General features: G+C 71.0%; 17 protein-coding genes. 7 read left to right on the forward strand and 10 right to left on the reverse strand.

The features are described from left to right. The first annotated feature begins 251 nt into the window (after positions 1-251). The gene (locus tag I8N67_RS14185; RefSeq protein ID WP_200303424.1) at positions 252-1265 is read left to right on the forward strand and encodes a LacI family DNA-binding transcriptional regulator; all 1014 of its coding nucleotides are present in this window, start codon (positions 252-254) and stop codon (positions 1263-1265) included. Between the two features lie 123 nt (positions 1266-1388). Then, positions 1389-3440, forward strand: a complete 2052-nt coding sequence (locus I8N67_RS14190; RefSeq protein ID WP_200303425.1) for a glycoside hydrolase family 31 protein — start codon at positions 1389-1391, stop codon at positions 3438-3440. Positions 3441-3590: 150 nt separating this feature from the next. On the opposite strand, the gene I8N67_RS14195 is transcribed toward I8N67_RS14190, so the two are convergent. Continuing rightward, positions 3591-4520, reverse strand: coding sequence for an LLM class F420-dependent oxidoreductase (locus I8N67_RS14195; RefSeq protein WP_200303426.1), 930 nt, complete (start codon positions 4518-4520; stop codon positions 3591-3593). A 55-nt stretch (positions 4521-4575) separates the two neighbouring features. Next, a complete protein-coding gene (locus I8N67_RS14200; protein WP_200303427.1) occupies positions 4576-5346 on the reverse strand; it encodes an ABC transporter ATP-binding protein in 771 nt (256 codons plus the stop codon). Positions 5347-5557: 211 nt separating this feature from the next. On the opposite strand from I8N67_RS14200, the gene I8N67_RS14205 reads away from it, so the two are divergent. The 4 genes from I8N67_RS14205 to I8N67_RS14220 all read left to right on the forward strand — a co-directional run bounded on the left by I8N67_RS14205 (position 5558) and on the right by I8N67_RS14220 (position 10141). Further along, positions 5558-6607 carry an ABC transporter substrate-binding protein gene (locus I8N67_RS14205; RefSeq protein WP_200303429.1) on the forward strand — a complete coding sequence of 350 codons (1050 nt, stop codon included), beginning with the start codon at positions 5558-5560 and terminating at the stop codon, positions 6605-6607. 11 nt (positions 6608-6618) lie between these two features. Continuing rightward, positions 6619-7407: an ABC transporter permease gene (locus I8N67_RS14210; protein ID WP_307835238.1), complete on the forward strand. Its 789-nt coding sequence runs from the start codon at positions 6619-6621 to the stop codon at positions 7405-7407. A 186-nt stretch (positions 7408-7593) separates the two neighbouring features. Continuing rightward, positions 7594-8775, forward strand: a complete 1182-nt coding sequence (locus I8N67_RS14215) for an AI-2E family transporter (RefSeq protein ID WP_372443705.1) — start codon at positions 7594-7596, stop codon at positions 8773-8775. 178 nt (positions 8776-8953) lie between these two features. Then, the gene (locus I8N67_RS14220; protein WP_200303431.1) at positions 8954-10141 is read left to right on the forward strand and encodes a sulfotransferase family protein; all 1188 of its coding nucleotides are present in this window, start codon (positions 8954-8956) and stop codon (positions 10139-10141) included. Between the two features lie 63 nt (positions 10142-10204). On the opposite strand, the gene I8N67_RS14225 is transcribed toward I8N67_RS14220, so the two are convergent. The 5 genes from I8N67_RS14225 to I8N67_RS14245 form a co-directional block, all read right to left on the reverse strand. Next, complete coding sequence (locus I8N67_RS14225; RefSeq protein WP_200303432.1) at positions 10205-12676, reverse strand: carbohydrate-binding protein; 2472 nt, start codon at positions 12674-12676, stop codon at positions 10205-10207. An 88-nt stretch (positions 12677-12764) separates the two neighbouring features. After that, positions 12765-13595: a carbohydrate ABC transporter permease gene (locus I8N67_RS14230; protein WP_200303433.1), complete on the reverse strand. Its 831-nt coding sequence runs from the start codon at positions 13593-13595 to the stop codon at positions 12765-12767. Next, the gene (locus I8N67_RS14235; protein ID WP_200303434.1) at positions 13592-14518 is read right to left on the reverse strand and encodes a carbohydrate ABC transporter permease; all 927 of its coding nucleotides are present in this window, start codon (positions 14516-14518) and stop codon (positions 13592-13594) included. Before I8N67_RS14235 ends, I8N67_RS14230 begins: the two co-directional genes overlap by 4 nt. Positions 14519-14520: 2 nt before the next feature. Beyond that, a complete protein-coding gene (locus tag I8N67_RS14240) occupies positions 14521-15849 on the reverse strand; it encodes an ABC transporter substrate-binding protein (protein WP_200303435.1) in 1329 nt (442 codons plus the stop codon). Between the two features lie 79 nt (positions 15850-15928). Continuing rightward, on the reverse strand, positions 15929-16966 hold the full coding sequence (locus tag I8N67_RS14245; RefSeq protein ID WP_200303436.1) for a LacI family DNA-binding transcriptional regulator: 1038 nt from the start codon (positions 16964-16966) through the stop codon (positions 15929-15931). A gap of 212 nt (positions 16967-17178) precedes the next feature. Between I8N67_RS14245 and I8N67_RS14250 the strand changes: the two genes are divergently transcribed. Then, complete coding sequence (locus tag I8N67_RS14250) at positions 17179-19428, forward strand: glycoside hydrolase family 36 protein (protein ID WP_443729043.1); 2250 nt, start codon at positions 17179-17181, stop codon at positions 19426-19428. A 59-nt stretch (positions 19429-19487) separates the two neighbouring features. Here the strand turns inward: I8N67_RS14250 and I8N67_RS14255 are convergent, their stop codons facing one another. From I8N67_RS14255 to I8N67_RS14265, 3 genes are all read right to left on the reverse strand, one after another. Continuing rightward, the gene (locus I8N67_RS14255; RefSeq protein WP_200303437.1) at positions 19488-20273 is read right to left on the reverse strand and encodes a DUF5995 family protein; all 786 of its coding nucleotides are present in this window, start codon (positions 20271-20273) and stop codon (positions 19488-19490) included. Positions 20274-20430: 157 nt separating this feature from the next. Beyond that, on the reverse strand, positions 20431-21174 hold the full coding sequence (locus I8N67_RS14260; protein ID WP_200303439.1) for a glycoside hydrolase family 12 protein: 744 nt from the start codon (positions 21172-21174) through the stop codon (positions 20431-20433). 48 nt (positions 21175-21222) lie between these two features. Continuing rightward, a complete protein-coding gene (locus I8N67_RS14265) occupies positions 21223-23535 on the reverse strand; it encodes a glycosyl hydrolase family 95 catalytic domain-containing protein (RefSeq protein ID WP_200303441.1) in 2313 nt (770 codons plus the stop codon).

The following is a 23535-nucleotide window of genomic DNA, read 5'->3' on the forward strand; positions in this document are numbered from 1 at the left end:
CGCGACGGCAGGTCGTGGTAGGCAGGAGGCCGTGACTCGGAGAGGGTGAACGGGGAGAACGGGGGAGGACGGGGAGAAAACGGCGCCGTCCGGAAGGGGTGGCGTCGGCCGTCTCCGGAAGTCGTTGTCGAAGCGCTTCGACAAAGTATGGACAGGTACTCAGGGCCGGGCTACTGTCGTGCCACCCTCACGCACTCGTTGTCCGCTCCATCGCGCTGTCGAAGCGCTTCACACAATGCTGGGAGAGCTGGATGGTCACCCTCGCCGAGGTCGCCCAGCACGCCGGAGTCTCGGCGAGCACGGTGAGCTATGTCCTCAGCGGCAAGCGGTCCATCTCCATGGGCACCCGGCAGCGGGTCGAGCAGAGCATCCAGGAGCTCGGCTACCACCCCAACGCGGGGGCCCGCGCACTGGCGAGCAACAAGTCGAACATCGTCGCGCTGATGGTCCCGCTGCGCACCGACATGTACGTCCCGGTGATGATGGAGATCGCGATAGCGGTGGCCACCACGGCCCGCGCGTACGGCTACGACGTGCTGCTGCTCACCGGTGAGGAGGGCCCCGACGCGGTGCGCCGGGTCACGGGCAGCGGGCTCGCCGACGCGATGATCCTGATGGATGTCGAGCTCGACGACGAGCGGCTGCCGCTGCTGCGCGGCACCGACCAGCCGTCGGTGCTCATCGGGCTGCCGGCCGACACCAGTGGTCTGACCTGCGTCGACCTCGACTTCGGGGCGACGGGCGCGCTGTGCGTGGAGCATCTGGCGATGCTCGGCCACCGCGACATCGCTGTCATCGGCGAGGCGCCCGCGGTGTACGAACGGCACACCGGGTTCGCCGAGCGCACCCTCGACGGGCTGCGGTCCCGGGCCCGCGAGCTGGGCCTGCGCGTGCTGCACCGCCCCTGCGAGGGCGGCTACGACGCGCTGGCCGCGACCCTCGCCCGGATCTTCGACGAACGGCCGGGCACCACGGGGTTCGTCGTGCAGAACGAGTCCGCGGTGGAGCCCCTGCTCGCGCTGCTGCGGCAGCAGGGGCGGGCGGTGCCCGAGGACGTCTCGGTGATCGGGATCTGCCCGGACCAGGTCGCCGTGCAGGCCTCGGTGCGGCTGACGTCCGTCGCCATCCCGGCCCAGGAGATGGGCCGGCGGGCCGTGGAGCAGCTGGTCGCCAAGCTGGACGGGCGGGACACCGACGAAGTGGCGCTGCTCGCCCCCGAGTTGACGGTCCGCGCGAGCACGGGCCCGCTGTCGGCCACCGGCTGAGCCCACCGCTGATGGTCAACACCCCGGCGTCGTAGGGACGTCGGGGACTTCTCTCCACCTACCGCCCGGCCCGCCGGAGCCGAGCCGGGCGGGCCGCCACTCCTCCCTTCCAGGAGCCGTCTCGTGAATCAGCCTGCCGAGAACCAGCACCCGTCGGGCGCGGTCAGCCTCGCCCAGTCCTCCCCCACCGTCGGCACGTTCCGTGAGCGGGACGGCGCCCTGGAATGGAGCGGACGCCAGGAGACCCTGCGGATCGAGCCCTGGGGCCCGGACGCCGTCCGGGTCCGCGCCCGCCTCGGCGGCCCGGTCCTCGACGGGCTGCCGGGCGCCCTGCTCGACGAGGCGGAGTCCACCGAGAGCAGCCTCAAGATCGAGGACGGGGTGGGCCGGCTGACCGTCGGCGCGCTCACCGTCGAGGTCGACGCCGAGGGCCTGATCCGGTACACCCGCACCGCCGACGGCACCGAGCTGCTGTCCGAGGCGCGCGCCCACTTCTGGTGGCCCGGCCCGCGTCTCTACACGGCGGTCGGCAACGGCTACCACCGCCTCGAGCAGCGCTTCGCCGCGTACGACGACGAGAAGCTGTACGGCCTCGGGCAGCACCAGCACGGGCGGCTCGACCAGAAGGGCCTGGTCCTCGACCTGGTCCAGCGCAACGCCGAGGTGGGCATCCCGGTGCTCACCTCCAGCCGCGGCTACACCCTGTTGTGGAACAACCCGGCGATCGGCCGCGTCGAGCTGGCCGGCAACGGCACCCGCTGGGTCGCGGACTCGGCCCGGCAGCTCGACTACTGGATCACCGCGGGCGACCCGGCCGACGCGCAGCGCCGCTACAGCGCGGCGACGGGCCGTACGCCGATGCTGCCCGAGTGGGCGGCCGGGTTCTGGCAGTGCAAGCTGCGCTACCGCACGCAGGACGAACTCCTCGCGGTGGCCCGGGAGTACAAGCGGCGGGGCCTGCCCATCGACGTCATCGTCTGCGACTTCTTCCACTGGACGCACCTGGGCGACTGGAAGTTCGACCCGAACGAGTGGCCCGACCCGGCGGCCATGGTCCGTGAGCTGGCGGAACTCGGCATCAAGCTGGTGGTGTCGGTGTGGCCGTCGGTCTCGCCGCTGAGCGAGAACCACCACCTCATGGAGCAGCGCGGTTACTTCATCGGCACCCAGTACGGCCCGATGGCGCACGCCGACTGGCCCGACAAGGAGGTCGCGTCGACGGTCCAGGTGGCCTTCTACGACGCGACGAACCCCGAGGCGCGCGAGTTCGTGTGGTCGCGGGTGAAGGAGAACTACCTGGAGCCGTACGGCATCAAGGCGTTCTGGCTGGACGCCTGCGAGCCGGAGATCAAGCCGGGCTTCCAGGAGAACCTGCGCTACTGGGCGGGCCCCGGTCTGGAGGTCGGCAACATGTACCCGGCCGAGATCGCCCGCACCTTCCACGAGGGGCTCAGGGCGGCCGGCGAGGAGGAGATCGTCTCCCTCAACCGGTCGGCGTGGGCGGGCAGTCAGCGTTGGGGCGCCGCCCTGTGGTCCGGTGACATCGGCACCGACTTCCCGACCCTGCGCCGCCAGATCGCGGCGGGCCTCAACACGGCTCTGTCCGGCATCCCCTGGTGGAACACCGACATCGGCGGCTTCCACGGCGGCGACCCGGACGACCCGGCGTACCGCGAGGTCATGGTCCGCTGGTTCCAGTTCGGCGCCTTCTCCCCGCTGATGCGCCTGCACGGCTTCCGCGATCCCGGCATGCCGCTGGGCCCGGCCATGACCGGCGGCCCCAACGAGGTCTGGTCGTACGGCGAGGAGGCCGGGGCGATCCTGGAGCGGTATCTGCGGCTGCGGGAGCGGCTGAAGCCGTATGTGCTGCGGGTCATGCGGGAGGCGCACGAGGAGGGGCTGCCCGTCATGCGGCCGCTGTTCCTGGAGTTCCCCGGGGACGAGCGGGCCTGGTCGGTCGACGACGCGTATCTGTTCGGGCGGGACGTGCTGGTCGCGCCGGTGCTGGAGGCGGGGGCGACGACCTGGACGACGTACCTTCCGGCGGGGGCGCGCTGGAGCGACGCCTGGACCTCGGAGACGTACGAGGGCGGGCAGTCGGTGACCGTCGACGCTCCGCTGGACCGGATTCCGCTGTTCCTGCGGGACGGGGCGTCTTTGCCGATCGCCGAGTAGGCGCCGGCCGGGGGCGGCGGGGACTCGGCGGCTCGGCGGTTACGTGCCGCTGTGCCCTGCCGTGCCACCCCAGTCGCCTGTGCCGCCGGTGCCGCCTGTGCCGCACCTGGCGGCACGACTGCCCGCCGCCGGGTACGGCTGTGGTGGCGGTCAGGGCAGTTGGGGCGCGACCTCGGCCATCAGCAGGTCCAGGTGGCCGAGGTCGGAGAGATCGCGGAGGCGGACGTACACGCGGGTGGCGCCCAACTCCGCGTAGGCGCAGAGCTGATCGACGATCCGGTCGGGGGTGCCGTGCAGCGGTTCCTCCGGTGGGAGGCGGGACTGTTCGTGCAGGACGGTGAGGCGGTCGGTGATCTCGGCGTCGGTGCGGCCGCAGGCGATGCCCAGCGCGATGGAGAGGGTCAGCGGCGGGCGGTCGGGGAAGCGGGCGCGGGCGGACTTCGCGCCGGCGTAGAGGCGGGCGCTCTGTTCCAGGCCGGTGAAGGGAAGGTTGAACTCGTCGGCGTGGCGGGCGGCGAGGGCCGGGGTGCGGCGAGGGCCCCGGCCGCCGACGATCAACGGGACCCTCGGGCGCTGGGCCGGTTTCGGCAGGGCGGGTGAGTCGGTCAGGCGGTAGTGGCGGCCCTCGTACGAGAAGTGCCCGCCCGCCTGGGTGGTCCACAGGCCGGTGAGAACGCTGAGCTGTTCCTCCATGCGCTCGAAGCGTTCGGCGGGCGGCGGGAACGGGATGCCGTACGCGCGGTGGTCGAGCCCGAACCAGCCGGCGCCGAAGCCGAGTTCGATCCGGCCGCCGCTCATCGAGTCGACCTGGGCGACGGTCACCGCGAGCGGGCCGGGGTGGCGGAAGGTGGCCGAGGTCATCAGGGTGCCGAGGCGGATGGCCGAGGTCTCGCGGGCCAGTCCGGCGAGGGTGGTCCAGGCGTCGGTGGGGCCGGGCAGGCCGTCGCCGAAGTGCATCGGGTGGTAGTGGTCGGCGACGAAGAAGCCCTCGAAGCCGCAGGCCTCGGCGTGCCGGGCGGCGCGCAGCAGGTCGGCGTAGGTCGCGCCGTGGTAGGGCTCGGTGAAGACGCGCAGGTCCATCGGGTCACTTCCGTGTTGGGCGGGGCGCGCCCAAGAGCCTGCGGGGCTCCATCGGTCACACCTCCGTCTTCTTGTCGGCCAGCAGCAGTTCATGGAGTTCGGCGCGGCTGCGGGCCAGTTCGGCGACGTGGGTGTCGAGGCCGAGGGAGCGGGGGCGGGGCACGGGGATGCCGAGGACGGTGCGGACGCGGCCCGGGCGGGAGCTGAGGACGGCGACGCGGTCGGCCAGGAGGACCGCCTCCTCGATGGAGTGGGTGACGAGGACGACCGTGGCGCCGTGCTCCATGTGGACGCGTTGCAGGACCTCGCAGAGTTCCTCCCGGGTCAGCGCGTCCAGGGCGGAGAAGGGTTCGTCCATCAGCATCACGCGCGGTCGCTGGATGAGGGACCGACAGAGCGCCACGCGTTGCTGCATACCGCCGGACAGCTCGTGCGGGAGGCAGGTGTGGAAGGGGGCGTCGAGGCCGACCTCTCGGAGCAACTCTCGGGCGGCCGCTCGGTGTTCGGGTCGGGGGCGGCCGTGGACGACGATCGGCAGCAGGACGTTGTCGAGGGCCGACCGCCAGGGCAGCAGGGCGGGGCGCTGGAAGAGGATGGCGACGTCCCGGCGGGGTTCGCGGACGGGTTCACCGGCGATGCGGACCTCGCCGGACGAGGGCGGGAGGAGTCCGGCGAGCACTCTCAGCAGGGTGGACTTGCCGCAGCCGGAGCGGCCCAGGACCGCCAGGAACTCACCGTCGCCGACGTCCAGTTCGATGCCGTGCAGGGCCTCCACACTGCCCCTGCGGCCGTCGAACCTCTTGGACACTCCGCGCACTCGGATCACGGGCGCCCTCCATCGAAGGGGTCGATCGACGGGATCAGTCGAAGGGATCAGTTCAAAGGGATCGACGGGTCGCCTGCGAACGCGGCCTGTCGCCTTACGACCGAGGATAGGGCGACACCTCCCGTGATCAACCGGCGTTTCGCTGTTTGTTACATGACAACACGGTCGGTGGTCTCGACAACTCCCGCCGGAGCGGCTGGACTTGATGCACATGAGACGGACCTCGCGGTTACCCGCAGCCCTCCTCGCCGTCGTCCTGACGGCGGCGCTCGCCTCGGCCTGCGGCGCCGACGACGCCGGGGGCGGCGGCAAGGACGGATCGGCCTCGGGCGGTTCCCCGGACAAGGTCACCTACCTCACCGGCTTCGGCACCTTCGGCCGTGAGGCCTACGCCTATGTGGCCCAGGAGAAGGGCTACTTCGAGGACGCGGGCATCAGCGTCGACATCCAGCCCGGCCAGGGCAGCGGCAACTCGCTGGCCGCCCTCGCCGGGGGCCGCGCCCAGTTCGCCCCGATCGACCTCAGCAGCACGATCATCCAGCTCGGCGGCGGCAAGGTCTCGGGGGTCACCGCGGTCGCCGCGATCCACCAGACCACGGACGCCGCGATCATGGCCCTGGCCGACAGCGGGATCGAGAAGCCCGCCGACCTGGAGGGCAGGACGGTCGGCGACCCGGCGGGCTCGGTCATCGGCGCCCTCTTCCCCGCGTACGCGAAACTCGCCGGCTTCGACGCCGACAAGGTCGACTGGGTCAGCCTGGAGCCCCAGCAGCTCGGCGCCAACCTCGCCTCCGGCTCGGTGGACGCGGTCGGGCAGTACCGGGTGGGCCGGCCCAACATCGAGAACGCCGTCAAGGGCGAGAAGGTCGGCGTCCTCCCGTTCGGCGAGTACCTCACCGAGTCCTACGGCGCCGCCGTCACCACCACCACCACCGAGATCGCGAAGGACGACCCCGAGCTGGTCGAGCGCTTCACCACCGCCCTGTTCAAGGGGATGACGTACGCGATCGGCCACCCGGACGAGGCCGCGGAGCTGATGCACGAGAAGTTCCCGACGGTGAGCGTGCGGACCGCGGCCGCCGAGATCGAGCTGGTCGGCGCCGCCGTACAGCCGAAGGACGGTGGTGCGCCCATCGGCACGATGGACCGCGAGCGGGTGGCCGGCGCGATCGAGGCGCTGGTCGACGCCGGGGCCGTCAAGGCGGGGCTGACGCCGGAGGAGCTCGTCTCGTTCGACCTGGTGCCGAAGCCGAAGCCCTGACGGTGGCCTGTGTGCGCAAGGGGGCCGGGGTTTCCCGGGAGCGGCTCGTCGTGGTCGGCTGGCCGCTGCTCGGGCTGGCGCTCGCCCTCGGCGGCTGGGCCCTGGCGGTGGCGGTCCTCGACCCGCCCGAGATCATCGCGCCCTCCCCCGCCGACGTACTGGACGCCTTCCTCTCCGTCCCCGGCTATCTGCTCCGCGAGGCGCTGACCACGCTGTACGTGATCGTCGCGGGCTTCGCGCTGGCCGTGGCCGCGGGGCTGGTGATCGGCGTGGCGATCGCCGCGTCCCGGACCGTGGAGCTGATGTCCGCCCCGCTGCTGGTCGCCTTCAACGCCGTACCGAAAGTGGCGCTGGCGCCGCTGCTGGTGGTGTGGATGGGGTTCGGCCCGCAGCCCAAGGTGGTCATGGCGCTGCTGGTCTGCTTCTTTCCGGTGGTCCTGTCCGTCGCCGAGGGACTGACCTCCACGCCGTCCGAACTCGCCGAACTCGCCCGGTCGTTGCGCACCTCACGGGCCCGGACCTTCCTGCGGTTCCGCTTCCCCGCCGCGCTGCCGCAGATCTTCGTCGGACTGAAGGTGGCGATGCCGCTGGCCGCCGTGGGCGCGGTGATCGGCGAGTTCAGCGCGGGCGACGAGGGCCTCGGTTTCGTCATCGTCCAGTCGGGCGCCAACTCGGACACGGCCCTGGCGTTCGCGGCGGTGGCGCTGCTCGGTGCGATGAGTGTGGCCTTGTTCTATGTGCTGGTGCTGGCCGAGCGGTTGGTGGTGCCCTGGGTGCGGGAGACCACGTCGCGGCGGTAGCGGTCCGTCGTGATCGCGGAAGGAGAGGCCGCCCCGATCGCCGTTCGCCCAAGAGGTCTACGCTGTGGCGCCACCGCGCGTCGGATCTTCGGGAGTGACATCAGGATGAGCAGCCGTACGGGAGACCCTCGCAGAGCCCTTCGCGAGGGGCGGCCGGGCCGTCGAAGCGGGCCCACGCGCCGGCCGGTGCATCGGACGCGCACGACGATACGTACCTCCGGCGGGTACGTCGTCGCGAGGGAGCCGGCGGCGGCGCGGCCGGAGGAGGGGGGCGTCCCCCGTGGTTTCCTTCCGGGGCCCGCGCGGCACATCGCCGTGTGGAGTGCGCTGACGCTGCTGGTCACCGGCGTGGTCTCGGTGGTCGTGTGGCTGTGCATCACCTTCCAGACCGCGGTCACGCCGGTGCTGATCGCGCTGCTGGGTACGGCGCTGCTCGGGCCGTTCTACCGGCGGCTGGTCGCGATGAGGTTCAACAAGTCCCTTGCCGCCGGGCTGACCTGTGCCGCGGTGATCCTGGTGATGGGCGGGGCCGCGTACATCGTGGTGTCCTCGCTGATCGAAACGGGCGACCAGATCATCTCCTCGCTGCGGGACGCCGCGAAGTCGCTCAGCAAGGAGTTCGGCCTGGCCGGGACCTCGCTGGACGACCTGGCGAACAACGCGAAGGAACTGCTGTCCAAGTTCGGCGGGACCGCGGCCTCCGGGGTGCTCAGCGGGGTCGGCGTCGTCAGCGAGTTCATCACCATGGCCATCCTGGCGCTGACGCTCATGTTCTTCTTCCTGCGCGACTCCGACCGGGCGGTCACCGCGCTGCACTCGCTCGCGCCGCGCGGCTCCGGTGACACGCTGGAGGTGATGGCCCGGCGCGCGTTCCTCGCGATCGAGGGCTATATGCGCGGGACCACGATCATCGCGTTCATCGACGCCGTCTGCATCGCGGTCGGCCTGCTCATCCTCCAGGTGCCGGGCGCCCTGGGGCTCGCGGCGCTGGTGTTCATCGGCGCGTACATCCCGTATCTGGGCGCCTTCCTCTCGGGCGCGGTCGCGATCCTCGTCGCGTTCGCGGACCGTGGCGCGGTGACGGCGCTGTGGGCGCTGGGCGTGGTCGCGGCGGTGCAGTTCCTCGAAGGGAACGTCTTCCAGCCGATGATCCACAGCCGGACGGTGCAGATGCACCCGGCGGGCATCCTGCTGGCGCTCACGGCGGGCGCCTCGATCGCCGGCCTCCTCGGCATGCTCCTCGCGGTGCCGCTCACCGCGGCGGCGTCCGGGGTGCTGTCGGAACTCCGGGGCCGGTACGGGGACGGGGCGGGCGCGGCGGTGCCGGCACCCGGCGGGACCGGGGAGGTGGCCAGGGCGGCAGGATGATCACCGGCGCCCCGCAGCACCGGCGGTTCCGGAGCATTGGCGGTCCCGCACCACCGGTGGGGACCGCACCACCGGTAAGGACCGCACCACCGGTAAGGACCGCACCACCGGTGGGGCCCCGCACCACCCGCGAGCGCGCCGACCGCAGCCGCCGCCGTACCCCGGAAGGAAGCCGCCCGTGTCCTCCACCCCCCTCTCCCTCACCCTGGCCAACCTCTTGCTCCGGCCGACGGCCGGCTCCCGCCTCGACCCGGACCGGGTCTTCGACCGGATCGTCGCCAAGGCCGGGCAGGCGGACGGGGACGAGGTGTTCGTCGAGGACTTCCAGTTCCTGCTGCGGGAGTGGGCGAAGGACGACGACCTCACTCCGGTCGGCTGGCAGGCCGCACAGGCCCATGTCCGCAGACACCTCACCAACCGGGCCCGGGTCCGCCGGCTGATCGCCGCGAACCCGGCCATCGAGCGGGAGCCCATCGAGAAGCCGGTGTTCGTGGTGGGGCTGCCGCGCACCGCCACCACGCTCACCCACGGTGTGCTGTCCCTCTCGGACGAGCACCGCTCTCCGCTGCTGTGGGAGTTGCTCGCTTCCGACCTCTACGCGTCGGCGCGGCAGCGGCGAAAGGCGATCACGTCGGCCCGCCGCTTCGTCGGCGGCGTCAACCTGTTCGCTCCCCGCTTCCGCGACATCCACCCGATGACGGCCGAGGGACCCGAGGAGTGCACCTTCGTCCTCCCGCACCTCCTGGTACCGCTGTCCCAGGCCCGCATACCCGCGTACCGGGCCTGGCACTACGAGCGGGACTTCGTCCCCGACTACCGCCACCTCAAGCAGGTCTACCAGGTCCTCCAGCACGGCCGTCCCCGCCGCCGCTGGGTGCTCAAGTCCCCCCTGCACACCGAGCACCTCGGCGCGCTGCGCACCGTCTTCCCCGACGCCACGATCGTGTGGACCCACCGGGACCCGGCGACCGTCGTGGCGTCCTTCTGCAGTCTGGTCGAGCAGGGCATGACCGGCACCCTCTCGCCGCTCGACCCGCACCGCCTCGGCGCCGACTGGCTGGAGTTGCTGAGCCGCTCCGTGCGGCTCGGCATGGCGGCGCGGGCCGCCATCCCCCGCGAGGCGCTCGTGGACGTCCCCTATGCGTGGCTCGGCTCCGACCCGGCCTCGGGCGCCCCGAAGCTCTACGACGCCGTCGGCGCCCGCTGGACCGACGCGGACGCCGCCCGGCTGCCGGAGATCACCGCCCGCCCCAAGGGCAGCCGCCCCCACCGCTACGACCTGTCCCGCTACGGTCTGACCCGCGCCGACGTCGATTCGGCGTTCGCCGACTACAACGCGCTGCGGGCCGAGGTGGACCGGGGCTGACGCGACAGACCTCGGCCACCGGTGCACAACCGGTGGCCGAGGTGCTGCGAGTGGACCGCGTGCCTAGCCGACGACCCGGCCCAGCTCGATCCGGTCGATGTTCGGCGCCCACGCCCCCGCGTTGCCGAACGTCACCTTGTTGCCGCCCTTCTTCAGCTCCACGGGGACGCCGACCGTCCAGTAGTCGTCCCAGCCCCAGGTGTTCTTGAAGGTGACCTTGCGCGGCTCGCCGTCCCCGACCGTGATGTCCGCGGTGCGGGACATGATGTCGGTGTTGTAGGAGTGGCCGTTGTCGCGGCGGTCGTTGTGCGCGTAGTGGACGACCAGTACGTAGCGGCCGGAGGCGGGCGCGTCCACCGTGAACTCGGCGATGCTGCCGGGTCCGTTGCCGAGCCACCCGATGTACGAGCCTGCGGAGGCGTACGGGGAGTCGACGAGCCTGGCTCCGCCCGCGAGACCGGCCGAGGCACCCTCGTAGGAGAGCGTGCCGGTCATCGAGCCGGCGCCCGTGACGTCGAGGGAGCGGACGGCGGTGTGCTTGGCGGTCGCGGTGACGCGGTTGTTGCCCGCCATGAGGTACAGCCGCAGCGGCCGGTCGGGCACCGCCGCCACCGACTGCCCGTGCAGGGCGAGCTTCACCGGCGCCGACGCCCTCGGCACCACCCGGTAGTAGCCGTCGCGCGGGGCGTACACGTCGAAGACCGCCTTGTCGCCGGAGCGCAGCACGAGCGCGCCGGTGCCGGTCCCGGTGGAGGAGGAGTAGTCGTACGAGGGCCTGCCGCTGATGTCCGCGAGCGTGGCCTCGTAGGAGGCGGCGGGCTCGCCGGTGCGGGCGGTGAGGTCGATCCGGTCGAGGGTGACCTCGGCGGCGCCCTTGGCGAGGCTCAACAGGTGGGTACCGGCCGGGAGTCGGACGGTGAGGTCCTTCTTGGCGCGGTAGGTCCAGTTCTCGGTGGAGGGATAGGTGACCGTGACCGGGTCGCCGCCGTCGACCGACAGTTCCTGGGTGGCGGGGGTCCCGGACTGGTTGCCGTAGAGGATCGCCAGGTCGTAGGTGCCCTCCTTCGGCACCGTGACCGTGAAGTCGACCTTGCTGGTGGCCTGGTTGAGGGAGCCGACGTCCTTCGTGCCGGAGGCCGCGTAGCCGTTGGCGTTGCCGACGGTGCCCTGGGTGTAGACCTTGCCGTCGGTGACGGCGGCGTCCTCGGCCTCGTAGGCGGCGGTCCAGGGGGTGGCGACGGGGGCCGGGGTGCCGGAGCCGCCGGGGGTGAGGACGATGCGGTAGGCGGACATCTTGTGCGTGCCGCGCAGCGGGACGGTGACCGTGCCGTCGTCCGCGACCTTCACCTTCGTACGGGTGAGGACACGCGGCGCCGCGTGCTGCCCCTCGTAACCGGACCAGGCGGCCTCGGCGACGGTCGCGGTGACCGTACGGCCGAAGAGTGAGCGGGGGACCTTCTGGACCACGACGTCGGTGTCACCGGCGGAGCCGCCCAGCAGGACCTGGGCCTGGCGGCGGGAGGTGTCGAGGGAGGCGAGGCCCTGGAGGGTGTCGATGGTGTTCGCCTGCGGCGGGGTGACCTTGACCGTGTCGCCGGTCAGGCCCGCGTACCAGCGGAAGAACCACCAGCCGCCGTTGGGGATGTTGGAGCGGACGACGTTGCCGTCCATGTTGCCGGCGGCGTCCCAGTATGCCTGGTTGGCGTACACCTTGTTCCTCTCGAACATCGAGACCCACTGGACGAGCTGTCCGGGGACGGAGAGGTCGCGGCGGTTGGCGTACTCGTCGATGTTGATCTTCAGTGGCGCAATGTCCAACTCCCGCTCGATCGAACGGTAGTTGTCGTAATGGCCCTGGAAGTCGCGGAGTGATCCGGAGCCCAGCTCGTGCCAGGTCATCACCTGGGGCAGGACGTTCTCGCGCTTGGCGAAGGTGAGGAAGTCGGTCAGCAGGCGGGTGTGGTAGGCGGCCTCGTTGGGGCCGGCGATCCGCGCGTCGGGGTCGATGGCACGGATGCGCTCGTACACCGTCTTCCAGTCCTTGAAGAACCGGTCGCGGTTGATCTCGTACTGCGCCTGGTCGGAGACGTCGAGCTTGTACCAGATCTGGTCGGGTTCGTTGAACGGGATGTAGACGAAGCGGTCGTTGTCCGGGTCGGCCGAGACCTCCTTGACGATCTTGTCGACCTTGGGGAGATAGTCGTCGATGCCGAGGTCCTCGTACGGCCACTTGGCGTAGATGTCCTGCATCATCACGTTGATCTCGCCGCCGCCGTTGCGGAAGAACGACTTGGAGACGGTCAGCGCGTCGCCGTTGGGATGCTGGGCGCCACCCTCCGGCTTCTGCGAGATGCTGGTGATCTTCAGGGGGGCGAGGGCCGCGTCGCTGGGCACCCCGTCGTCGCTGAGCCCGTACAGCGCGCCGTTGGCGCCGCGCATCACCGGCCCCTCGGAGGCGGAGAGGTCGACGGTGAGGCGTTGGGGGCCGGCGGAAGCTGCAGCGGACGCCCCGGTGGCGGGGAGGGTGCCTGCCATGGTGCTGACTCCAAGTAGTGCTGTGAACAGGGTGGTTCTCAGACGGGACCTCGTACCGGTGTGGGGGTTCACGCGGTTGGACCTCCAGTCATTTGACGGCTCCGCTGGTGATTCCGGACACGATCTTTCGCTGGCCGACGAGGAACACGGCGACCATCGGCAGGCTCATCACCACGACGTACGCGAAGACGAGATGCCAGTTGTTGAGGTAGAGCTGGGCGCTCGCGACCTTGTAGAGGCCCAGCGGGAGGGTGGCCCGGTCGCCGCCGCCGAGGACGAAGAAGGCGTAGAAGATGTCGCTCCAGGCGTAGAGCATCACCATGATCGTCGCGGTGGCGATGACCGGCCGGAGGAGGGGAAGGACGATCCGCGCGAAGATGCGGAACGGTCTCGCCCCGTCGATCCGGGCGGCTTCCTCCAGTTCCATGGGGATGGCGCGGATGAAGCCCGTCATGAAGAAGATCGACGTGGAGAGGTACATCCCGGTGTAGACGGCGATCATTCCGGGCCGGGTGCCCGCGAGACCGAGCTGACGAAGCTCCATCACGATGGTGATGACGGCCGGCGGCAGCAGCAGTCCGCTGATGCAGAGCGCGTACGCCGCCGAGACCAGCTTGGACTTGCGGCGCGCGAAGACCCAGGCGGCGCCCGCGCCGAGGATCAGCACGAGGAGCACCGAAGGGACCACGACGAGCAGGGAGTTGAGGAGGCCGCGCAGCATCTCGCCCTGGCCGACGGCGTCCTCGTAGTTGCTGCCGGGCTGCCAGTGCGCCGGCAGGTCCAGGTTGGGCTTGATGGCCTCCGCCTGCGGCTTGGCGGAGGTGACGAGGACCAGCCAGAGGGGGACGCCGACGGCGAGCCCGGCGATGAGGAGGACCAGGGCCGGGCGGCCGTATCTCCAGACCACGGACGGGTTCACAGCAGTTGCTCCCTTCGGCGCAGGCCGATGACCAGCGGAATCGCGACAGCGACCACCACCAGGAAGAGCACGAGACTCATCGCCGACGCCTGCGCGTACAGGCCCTGGCCGAAGATCCGGAACATGTAGATGTTGAAGACCTCGGTGGAGGCCGCGGGGCCGCCGCCCGTCGTGGCCTGCACGATGTCGAAGGTGTTCATCGAACCGATGAGCGCCGTGGTGACGTTGAAGGTGAGGGCCGGCGCGAGCATCGGCCAGCGCACCGACCAGAAGGTCCGCCAGGGTCCGGCCCCGTCCATCCGCGCCGCTTCCAGCATGTCGTCGGGGATGCCCTTCAGCCCCGCCAGATAGATCAGCATCGACAGGCCCATCCACTTCCAGCCGTGGATGAGGGTGACGACGACGAGCGTCCAGGTCGTCGAGCCCAGCCATGGAACGTCCGTGCCGAGCACGGAGTTGACCGCGCCGTCCTGGTCGAGGAGCGCCTGGAAGACGTAGCCCGTGGCGAGGGCCGAGATGAGCACCGGGAGGAAGAAGACGGCACGGAAGAACCGGTTGAAGCGGCTGTCGCCCTCCAGCAGCAGGGCCAGCCCCAGCCCGAAGCCGTTCTGGAAGACGGCCGCGAGCAGGGCGTAGAGGAGGGTGGTGCGGATCGCCCGGACAAGGGTGCCGTCGTCGGCGATGGTCTTGAAGTTGTCGAGGCCGGTGAAGGCGATGTCCGGGTGGTACGAGGACCAGTCGGTGAACGGGTAGTAGAAGTTGAGCAGGTTGGGCACCAGGAAGAAGCCCGCGAAGACGACGATCGCGGGGAGCGCGAACCACCAGGGGTGGTGCACGGCGGCGCGGGGCAGTCGGCCCACGCCCTTGGGTGCGCCCTGTGCGGACGCCTGCTTACGTGCGCTGCGCACGACCGTGTCCGCCATGGCTAGAAACCGGGCGCGCCCTGGGCCTTGGCCACCTGCGCGAACTGGTCCTGGATGGCCTGGGCGACCTGCTGCGGGCTCTTCTTGTCGTAGAGCATGTCGGCGAGGTAGAGGTGCGTGTCCGGGGCGACGATGGCCTTGGCCTGGAAGACGCCGATGGCGGTGGGCAGGGCCGCGACCTGGGCCTTCGAGGTCTCGGGGAGCCCGTCGGGGGTGGGCACGGACGGCTGTACGGACGGGATCTTCATCGCCTTGATGTAGTCGGCGTAGTCGGGGCCGAGCCAGAAGGCGAGGAACTGCCGGGCCGCGTTCTGCCGCTTCTCGTCACCCGTCTTGAAGGCGACGACGCCGTTGGTCTGGTCGGGCGAGTAGAGGCCGGTGGCGGCGGATTCGGCGACCGGGAACCAGCCGATCTTCTTGTCGATCTCCGCGGTGGAGTACTTGGCCTGCAACTGGCTCTGGAACGAGGTGACGTTGAGGGCCATGCCGGCCTCGCCCTGCCACAGCGCGTCGGCCTGCCCGGTGAAGGTGCCCGTGCGGTAGTTCTTCTGGGCGAGCCCGGCGTCGAGCAGCTTCTCCTTGTACTTCTTGATCGCGGCCACGACGACCGGGTCGGTCCACTTCTCCTTGTTCTCGTTCAGGTCCGCCCACCACTGCTCGTCGAGGTCGGTGAGCTGCACCTGCATCTGCCACTGCAAGGGCCACTTGTCGCCGCCGGCCTCGTAGAAGCCGGCCGCGTCGGTCTTGTCGGTGACCGTCTTCCCGAGGGCCAGCAGCTCGTCGTACGACTTCGGGAAGTCCTGCTCGCTCAGCCCGGCTTTCGCGAAGACATCCTTGTTGTAGTAGACGCCGAGCATGGCCGGGCTGGTGACGATCGCCGCGTACCGCTTGCCGTCGATGATCCCGAGCGTTTTCTCGGTGTCCCCGAGCTTCGACTCCCACTCCTCCCCGTCGAGAGTGAGGAGGTTCTGCTGCGGCTGGATGAAGGGGAGCGTGGAGATGGACGGCTGCCAGAACATCAGGTCGGGGCGGTCGCCGGAGGCCAGCTTGGTCGGCACGTTCGACTCGTAGAGGTCCGGGACCGCCTGGGCCTCCACCTCGGCGCCGGTGGCCTTCTCGAAGGCGTCGATGACCTGCTTGGGCGCGCTCACCGTGTTCTGCGCGGTCCACATGGTCAGTTTCACACCGTCCAGGCGGGCGGTGGGATCGACGACGGTGTTCTTCGTGTCCGAGTCCGCACCCAAGTCCCCGGCCGTCGGATCGCTGCACGCGGTGGCGGCGAGGCCGACGGCACATATGAGGGCCAGGGCGGGGAGAGCTCTTCTGTTCATCCAGGTGCCTTTCAGGAACGGGTGGTTCGGGGCAGAGCAAGATCAGCAAACGGAACAGTCGTGCGGCATCGGAGGACTGTCAGGGACGGACCGGTGGCGGCCCCGAGCTCTCCCGCACCACCAGCGCCGGTACGGACACCGGATGCGGGGCGATCTGCGCGGACTCCTCCACCACCCCGTGCAGCAGGGCGAACGCGGCCCGCCCGAGGCCGGTGAAGTCCAGGCGTACGGTCGTCAGGGACGGGGTCAGATAGGCGGAGTGCGGGGCGTCGTCGAACCCGGCGATGCTCACGTCGCCGGGTACGGACCGTCCGCACTCGTGCAGCGCGCGCAGCACACCGACCGCGAGGTCGTCGTTGCCGCAGAGGATCGCGGTCACGGCCGGGTCCGCCGCCAGCCCGAGCCCGGCCGCGTGACCGCCCGCCGGGCCCCACCTCCCCTGCACCGGACGGGGTTCGGGCGCCCCCGCCTCCCGCAGGGCCTGCTGCCAGCCGGCGGTACGGGCGCTGGTCCGCCGGGTGCTGGACGGGATCGCGACGTGGTGCACGGTCTCGTGGCCGAGCGAGAGCAGGTGCCGGGTCGCCTCGTAGCCGGCCTCGCGGTCGTCGGTCCACACCCACGGGCGGTCGCCGCCGGGCGGGCCGGCCGGGGTCTCGACGACGCCGACCACCGGCAGCTCGGCGGGCACGGCACCGAGGGCCCGGACACCGGCCGGATCGTAGGCGATCACGATGAGCCCGCCGCCCGCGTCCGCCGCCCGCTCCACCTCGGCGGCGACCGCGGCCTCGTCCGCCGATTCGAGTACGCCGATGCCTACCGCGTACGACGCCGCCCGTGCCGCCTCCTCGATGCCCTGGAGGATCGAGGCATAGCCGTAGTGCGTGGTGTTCGCGGTCAGCACGGTCACGGCCCGGCTGCGCCCGCTGGCCAGCGCGAGCGCGGAGGCGTTCCGCCGGAACCCCAGCTCGTCGATGGCCGCCAGCACCCGCTCCCGCGTCGACTGCTTGACACTGGGGTGGTCGTTGATCACCCGCGAAACCGTCTGGTACGAGACTCCGGCGGCGGTCGCGACGTCCCGGATGCTCGCCGGGCGCCTTGTGTGACCGGTCACATTCATGCCAGGATTGTGACCGGTCACACGGGGGACGTCAAGAGAACGTAACGAGGGATTCACGCGGGCGCCTTCGCCTCCGGCGAGTGGACGGCGTGCGGATGAGGCGACTCAGGAGGGACGACACCTTGACCGGTACGACTGAGGGGGCGGCGGAGGCTTCCGGTTCGGGCTCCGGCTCCGGCTCCGGCTCCGGCTCCGGCTCCGGCTCCGGGCAGGTGGTGTTCGATTGGGGGCACCCGGCGCTGGATGTCGGGTTCGCGACGGCGGCGGACGGGACGTTGCGGCTGGTGCGGCTGGGTTCGGCCGGTGACGTGGTGGACCAACCGTCACGTGGCCTGGTGAAGCCGGCCGGTGAGGTGGGGAACCCGGCCGGTGAGGTGGGGAACCCGGCCGGTGACGTCGTGGCCCCATTCGGTGACGCGGTGGGCGCGGCCGGTGACGGGGTGAATCCGGAGGTCGCCCTTCCCCTCGTCGAGTTGACCGCCCTCGGTCATGGCAGCGGCTGGTCCGGTCCTCGCTTCACCGGGACCGCCTTCGGGACGCGGCTCGCGTACCAGGGTCACCACAGCGACTCCGCCAACCACGTCGCCGGCGCCGGCGACGTCGGCTGGGAACGGCTGACCGTCGAACTCCACGACCCCGCCACCGGGCTGACGGCCTTCGTCGAGCTGTCCTCCCCCACCGGGGTGGCCGCTCTCCGCTCCCGTGTGCGGCTTCGCAACGACGGCAGGGATCCCCTCGTGGTCCAGTCCGTCAGCAGCCTGCTCCTCGGCGGACTCCCCTCCCCCGACGCCCTCGACGTACACCGGGCCCGCAACGACTGGCTGGCGGAGTGCCGTTGGTACAGCGAGCCGCTGCGCGACACGGTCGCCGACATCAGCGTGGACGCCCACCAGCACGACAGCCGGGCGGCGCTCGGGCTGACGGGGCGGGGCAGTTGGTCCAGTGACGGGCATCTGCCGATGGGGGCGCTGACGGAACGGGGTGGCGACGGGCGGGCCTGGGTGTGGCAGGTGGAGTCCCCGACCGGCTGGCGCTGGGACCTGGGCGAACGCGCGCACGGCACGTATCTCGCGCTGAACGGCCCGACGGACGCGGAGCATCAGTGGCGGGTGCGGCTGGCGCCCGGCGAGGAGTTCACGACCGTACCGACGGTCCTCGCGCTGGGGCGCGGGCTGGACGAGGCATTCGGCGCGCTCACCGCGTACCGCCGTGCCGCCCGGCGCCCCCATCCGGACCACGAGGGGCTGCCGGTCGTCTTCAACGACTACATGAACACCCTGATGGGCGACCCGACGACGGAGAAGCTGCTGCCGCTGATCGACGCGGCGGCGGACGCGGGCGCGGAGTACTTCTGCGTCGACTCCGGCTGGTACGACGACTCCGTGGACGGCGGCTGGTGGGACGGCGTCGGCGAATGGCTGCCGTCGCCGCGCCGCTTCCCGGGCGGCGGCATCCGGGCCGTCCTGGACCGGATCCGGGAGCGCGGCATGGTGCCCGGCCTGTGGCTGGAGCCGGAGGTCGTCGGCGTACGCAGTCCCGTAGCGGCGGAACTCCCGCCGGAGGCCTTCTTCCAGCGCGACGGCGTACGGCTGAGCGAACAGGGCCGCCACCATTTGGACCTGCGTCACCCGGCGGCCCGGGCGCACCTCGACAAGACGGTGGACCGGATCGTCGGCGACTGGGGCGTGGGCTACCTGAAGCTGGACTACAACATCGTCGTCGACCCGGGGACGTGTGCTCCCGGGGACCTCGCACCGGGGGCCGGTCTCCTCGGCCACGCCCACGCCTACCTGGACTGGCTCTCCGGTGTCCTGGACCGTTACCCCGGCCTGGTGATCGAGAACTGCGCCTCCGGCGGCATGCGCATGGACGGCGCCACCCTGGCCGTATCCCAGCTCCAGTCCACCAGCGACCAACAGGACCCTCTCCGCTACCCCCCGATCGCCGCTTCCGCCCCCACGGCGGTACCCCCCGAGCAGGGCGCCGTCTGGGCCTATCCCCAGCCGGACTTCGACGACGACCTCATCACCTTCACCCTCGGCGGAGCCCTCCTGGGCCGCATTCATCTCTCGGGTCATCTCGACCGGATGACGGAGCGTCAACTCGCTCTCGTACGGGAGGCGGTGGACACGTACAAGACGATCCGCGGCGATCTGGCTCACGCGCTGCCGTTCTGGCCGCTCGGCCTGCCGGGCTGGACGGACGAGTGGCTGGCCCTGGGGCTGCGGGTGCCGGGCGGGGCGTCGTACGTGTCGGTGTGGCGGAGGGGTGGAGCGGCCGAAGTGCGTTTTCCGATACAGCACTTGGCGGGCCGGGGTGGTCCCGTCCGCGCCGAGATCCTGCACCCGTCCGCCGCGCGGGCGGAGTCAGCGGCGGTGTGGGACCGGGCAGGCGGCGAACTGCGCGTGTCGCTGCCTCGCACGCCCGGCGTGCTGCTGATCCGCCTCACTCCGGGCGCGTAAGGCCACATGTAGTCGTCCCGAAGGGCACCAGGGGTAGGGCTCTGCCCCCGGTACCTCCGCTAGTCGAGCAGGGCGGAGGGCCGCTCCATGGCGTTGTCCAGATGGGTGATGACGGCCGGCACGTCGTCACTCTCGGTGCTCCGGATCAGCTGCAGGGCCGGGCGGGCGAGGCCGCCCGGTCGCGCTATCAGTCGTGCGAGCACGGCGGCCCGGACGTCGAGCCGCTCGATGGTGGCCTCGCGCTCGTCCTCGCTCTGGCCGGCCAGCAGGACGGCGTTGTACCACGCCTCCTCGCGGGACTGGCGGACACTGAAGTCGAGGATCCGCTCGTCGGTGCGGGCTCCGACCTGATCCAGCAGCGACATGAGTGGCGAGAGGGCGCCGATGGAGTCCTGCACCGCCAGCACGACCCGGCCGAGGATGTCGTTGATCAGCAGAAAGTCGCGCCGTGACGCGTGAATGGCCTCGCCCGGGCTGGTCCGCGCGGCGGCGACGGCCAGGTCGAGGTTGATGTGTGCGTTCACCCCGAGCAGCAGATGCTGGACGATGACGGTGTCGTTGTCGGTGTCGTCGAGCAGCCCGAACGTCTCGCGCCAACAACGCGGCCCGCTCCGGTCGCGACGCCAGGCGTCGTACGCGTCGAAGTAGCGGTTGCCGAAGAACGTGTCGAAACGGTCCATTCGGGCGCCGTCGTCGAACAGCCCGGCGTGAATGGCCGTGCGGACCTCGACGGTCACCTGTCGGTACAGCGCCGCGAAGTACCCGACCCGGTCACCGGCGCGTCCGGCCTCCCGCACGATCCCGGCAAGCCCGTCCACGACATCGTCGATGTTCTCTGCCGTCATGCCCAACTCCCCTTCATGGTCCCCTCGTTCGGCCCCCGCTGTCGCTGCTTCCCGCAGAACCGATACAGCCTCGTTCTACCACCGCACACCGGGGAACGGGACCGCTACCGGCCCGGGCCGGTGCCGCGTGGGGGTGCGGCACCGGCCGGGTGTGGGGTCAGCTGCTGCTGACCGTCAGGTTGTTGGTGGTGAAGTCCAGGCCGCCGGAGGAGGAGGTGACCTCGAAGCCGAACTGGACGTCGCCGATGGTCTCGTTGCCCATCCAGCCCTTGGTGTCCTTGATCCACTTGAGGATCGGCAGGATGTTCACGGAGCCGGAGTTCGAGTCCGAGGTGCGCAGGAACGAGAAGACCTCGTTGGCGCCGTTGCTGCCCTTGTAGACGGTCCAGGTGTGGCCGCCGAGGGTGACGTTGCCCTGCGAGGTGCCGAGCGGACCGACGGCCCCGTTGTAGTTGACCCAGAGCATGATCTCGTAGTCGTAGTCCGTGTCCCAGATGTCGTACGAGGAGTTGTACGCGCCCGAGGACGGGACCGTGACGTTGTAGTTGCTGCTGAGCGAACCGAGCGAGGTGATCGTCTTGTTGATCACCTTCTTGGAGTTGGGGTACGACTTGATGCCGCCGGTGTTGGGGTGGTTGGCCCAGACTCCCCAGTTGGTGCCGGAGTTGGCCCAGACACACTGGCTGCCGGCGCCGGAGCCCCAGATGTTGTTGTAGAGGGTGTAGCCGTTGAGGCTGGTGTTGCCCCACTGGTCGCAGGAGTTCCAGACGGCGGCCGAGGCGGGGGCGGCGGCGAGGCCGATGGTGGCACCGAGCGCGAGCGCGGGGGCGAGCAGGACCTTGCCGATCCTGCTCAGGGTGCGGGTACGGGTAGGGGTACCGGTGCGGGTGCGTGTTGCCATGGGTGTCGTGTTCCTTCCATGGGTGGGGGGAATTACGGGGTTGGGCAGCTACCGCGGCCCCAGAGTGAGGACGCGGTCTTCTCCGGCGACCAGGTCGAGCGGTTGAGCGCCGGAGGAAGTCCGTAGTTCCACGCGACGGGTCCGGGTGGGGCGGATCGTCGCGATTACTTCGTGCGCGCTCCAGGTCAGGTCGAGTTCGGCCCCGAACCTGGTACGGACGCCGCGCAGCCGGCCCGTCGGACAGGCCGCCGGAAGCGCGGGCAGCAGCACCAGGCGGTCCGGTGTCGACTGCACCAGCATCTCGATCAGCACGGCGGGCAGGGTGTGCGCGGCGTCCGCGTTGTAGACGTCGCGCTTCGGGTAGTGCGCGCTCATCAGGGAGGCGTGGAAGAAGTCCCCGGCGAGGACCTGACTCAGGGCGTGCGCGACCCGTTCGCCGTCGCGCAGGCGGGCCGCGACGAGGGCGTGGTGCAGATGGCCGTGGGCCGAGTCGTTCTCCGCGCCGCGCAGTTCCAGGGCGCGATGGGCGGCGGCCGCGAGGTCCGGGGTGTCGTACGGGTTGATCTCGTCCAGGGGCCAGACCCCGTAGAGGTGGCTGAGGTGACGGTGGTCGTAGGTGTCGTCGAGGCCGGGCCGGGCCCACTCGGCGAGGGCGCCGTCGGCGTTGACGCGATGGGGCGGAAGCCGGTCGGCGAGCGCGCGCCAGCGGTTCGCCCGCTCGGGCGGCTCGGGGTGGTGGTCGGCGGCGGTCAGCAGGGCGTGCCGGGCGGCGGACAGGTCCATGGCCGCGTTGATCGTGCCCCAGCTCGCGTTCGCGGGACGGTTCTCGGGCGAGTAGGAGGGGACGACGACGAGCTGACCGTCGGCGTCGGTGCGGGTGAGGAAGTCCTCGTAGAACTCGGCCACTTCGGCGAGGAGGGCGGCGGTACGCGGGTCGCGTTCGCCCCGCGTCTCGTCGTGGTCCACGAGCGGCTTCAGCAGCCAGTCCGCGCCCGCGGTCCACAGGTGCAGCGGGTATTCACGGCTGAAGTGGTAGGTCAGGCCGGTCTCACCGTCGGAGTGGGGCGGGGCGACGACACCCCGGGCGCCGAAGATCGCCCGGGCGTTGTCCCGCCAGTCGCCGAGTTGCCCCTGGATCAGCGAGGCGTGGGCCTCGGTGACTTCGGGCAGGGCGGCGGCCGCGGCGGAGGACGTCTGCAGATTGAGGTTGGCGTCGTTGGTGAACGCCCCCGCCCAGGCCGTGTTCCAGTCGCCGGTCCACAGTCCGACCAGGCGGGGCGGCAGCATGCCGCTGGAGGAGAGCAGGTGGTAGCGGCCGGCGGCGAAGAGACGTTCGAGGAGGGCGGGGCTCCGCGGGCGGCGGATCAGCTCCGAGCCGGGGAGGGCGCGTTCGATGTCGTCGGCGTCGAGGGTGAGGGAGGCCCTGGTGTAGGCGGCCCGGTGGAGGTCGAGGTGACGCGACAGGAGGTGGCCGTAGGGGTCGTGCTCCGGCAACAGCCCCCGGAGCGCACGCTGTTCGGCCGTCACGTCCAGCTCACCGGTGTGCCGCCGCACCCGGGTGAGCAGCAGTACCGCCTGCGCCCCCTCGACGCGGACGCCGGGCGGGGTGAGTGTTGTACGGCCGCCGGTGACGGTGATGAGGGTGGTGCCGGTGTACGCGCGGTCGCTGCCCGGATAGCGGGCGCGCAGGCTCAGGGTCGCGCCCTCGGGGGTGAGCACCGCGCCGTGCCCGACACCCAGGTCGGCGGGCGCGCCCGGCAGGCGGTGGTCCAGGTCGATGTCCAGGGTGAGCCGGGGACCCGTGACGTACTGGACGATCACGTCGTCGGCGCGCGAGACGAAGACGCGGCTGCGCCGGCCTTCGCGGGCCGCCTCGACGACGCCGGTGGTGAAGTCGACCGAGCGGCGGTAGCCGCGTCGGCCCCTGTTCGAGCCCCTGCCCGAGCCCAGGTCCGGGTCCGTCCGTCTCAGCCGGATCTGGAACGCCGGATGGAAGGGCTGCACCCACTGGAGCTCCCGTCCGTCCGTGAACTCTTCGGCCGCTGTCACCTCCCCCGCGAGCAACCGGTCCTGGAGCGAGGCGAGCCGGTCGGCGAGCTGCGGCGGCCGAGCGCTCTCGCCGCCGTTGGGCCGTACGAGGGTGTGGTGGGTGACGATGACGCGGTCGTCGTCCGGGTCGCCGAACACCATGGCGCCATGCCGGCCGTTGCCGCTGAGGAAGGCGTCCTCCCAGCGGGCGGCGGGGGCCGGCTCCCACGTGCCGTGCTGCGTGAGCGTGCTTGTACCCCTGGTATCGCCCGTACCTCTGGTATCCCTCGTACTCCTGGTATCCCTCGTGTCACTCGTGTCACTCGTGTTCAT

Source organism: Streptomyces adelaidensis (assembly GCF_016598475.1).
GTDB lineage: Bacteria > Actinomycetota > Actinomycetes > Streptomycetales > Streptomycetaceae > Streptomyces > Streptomyces adelaidensis.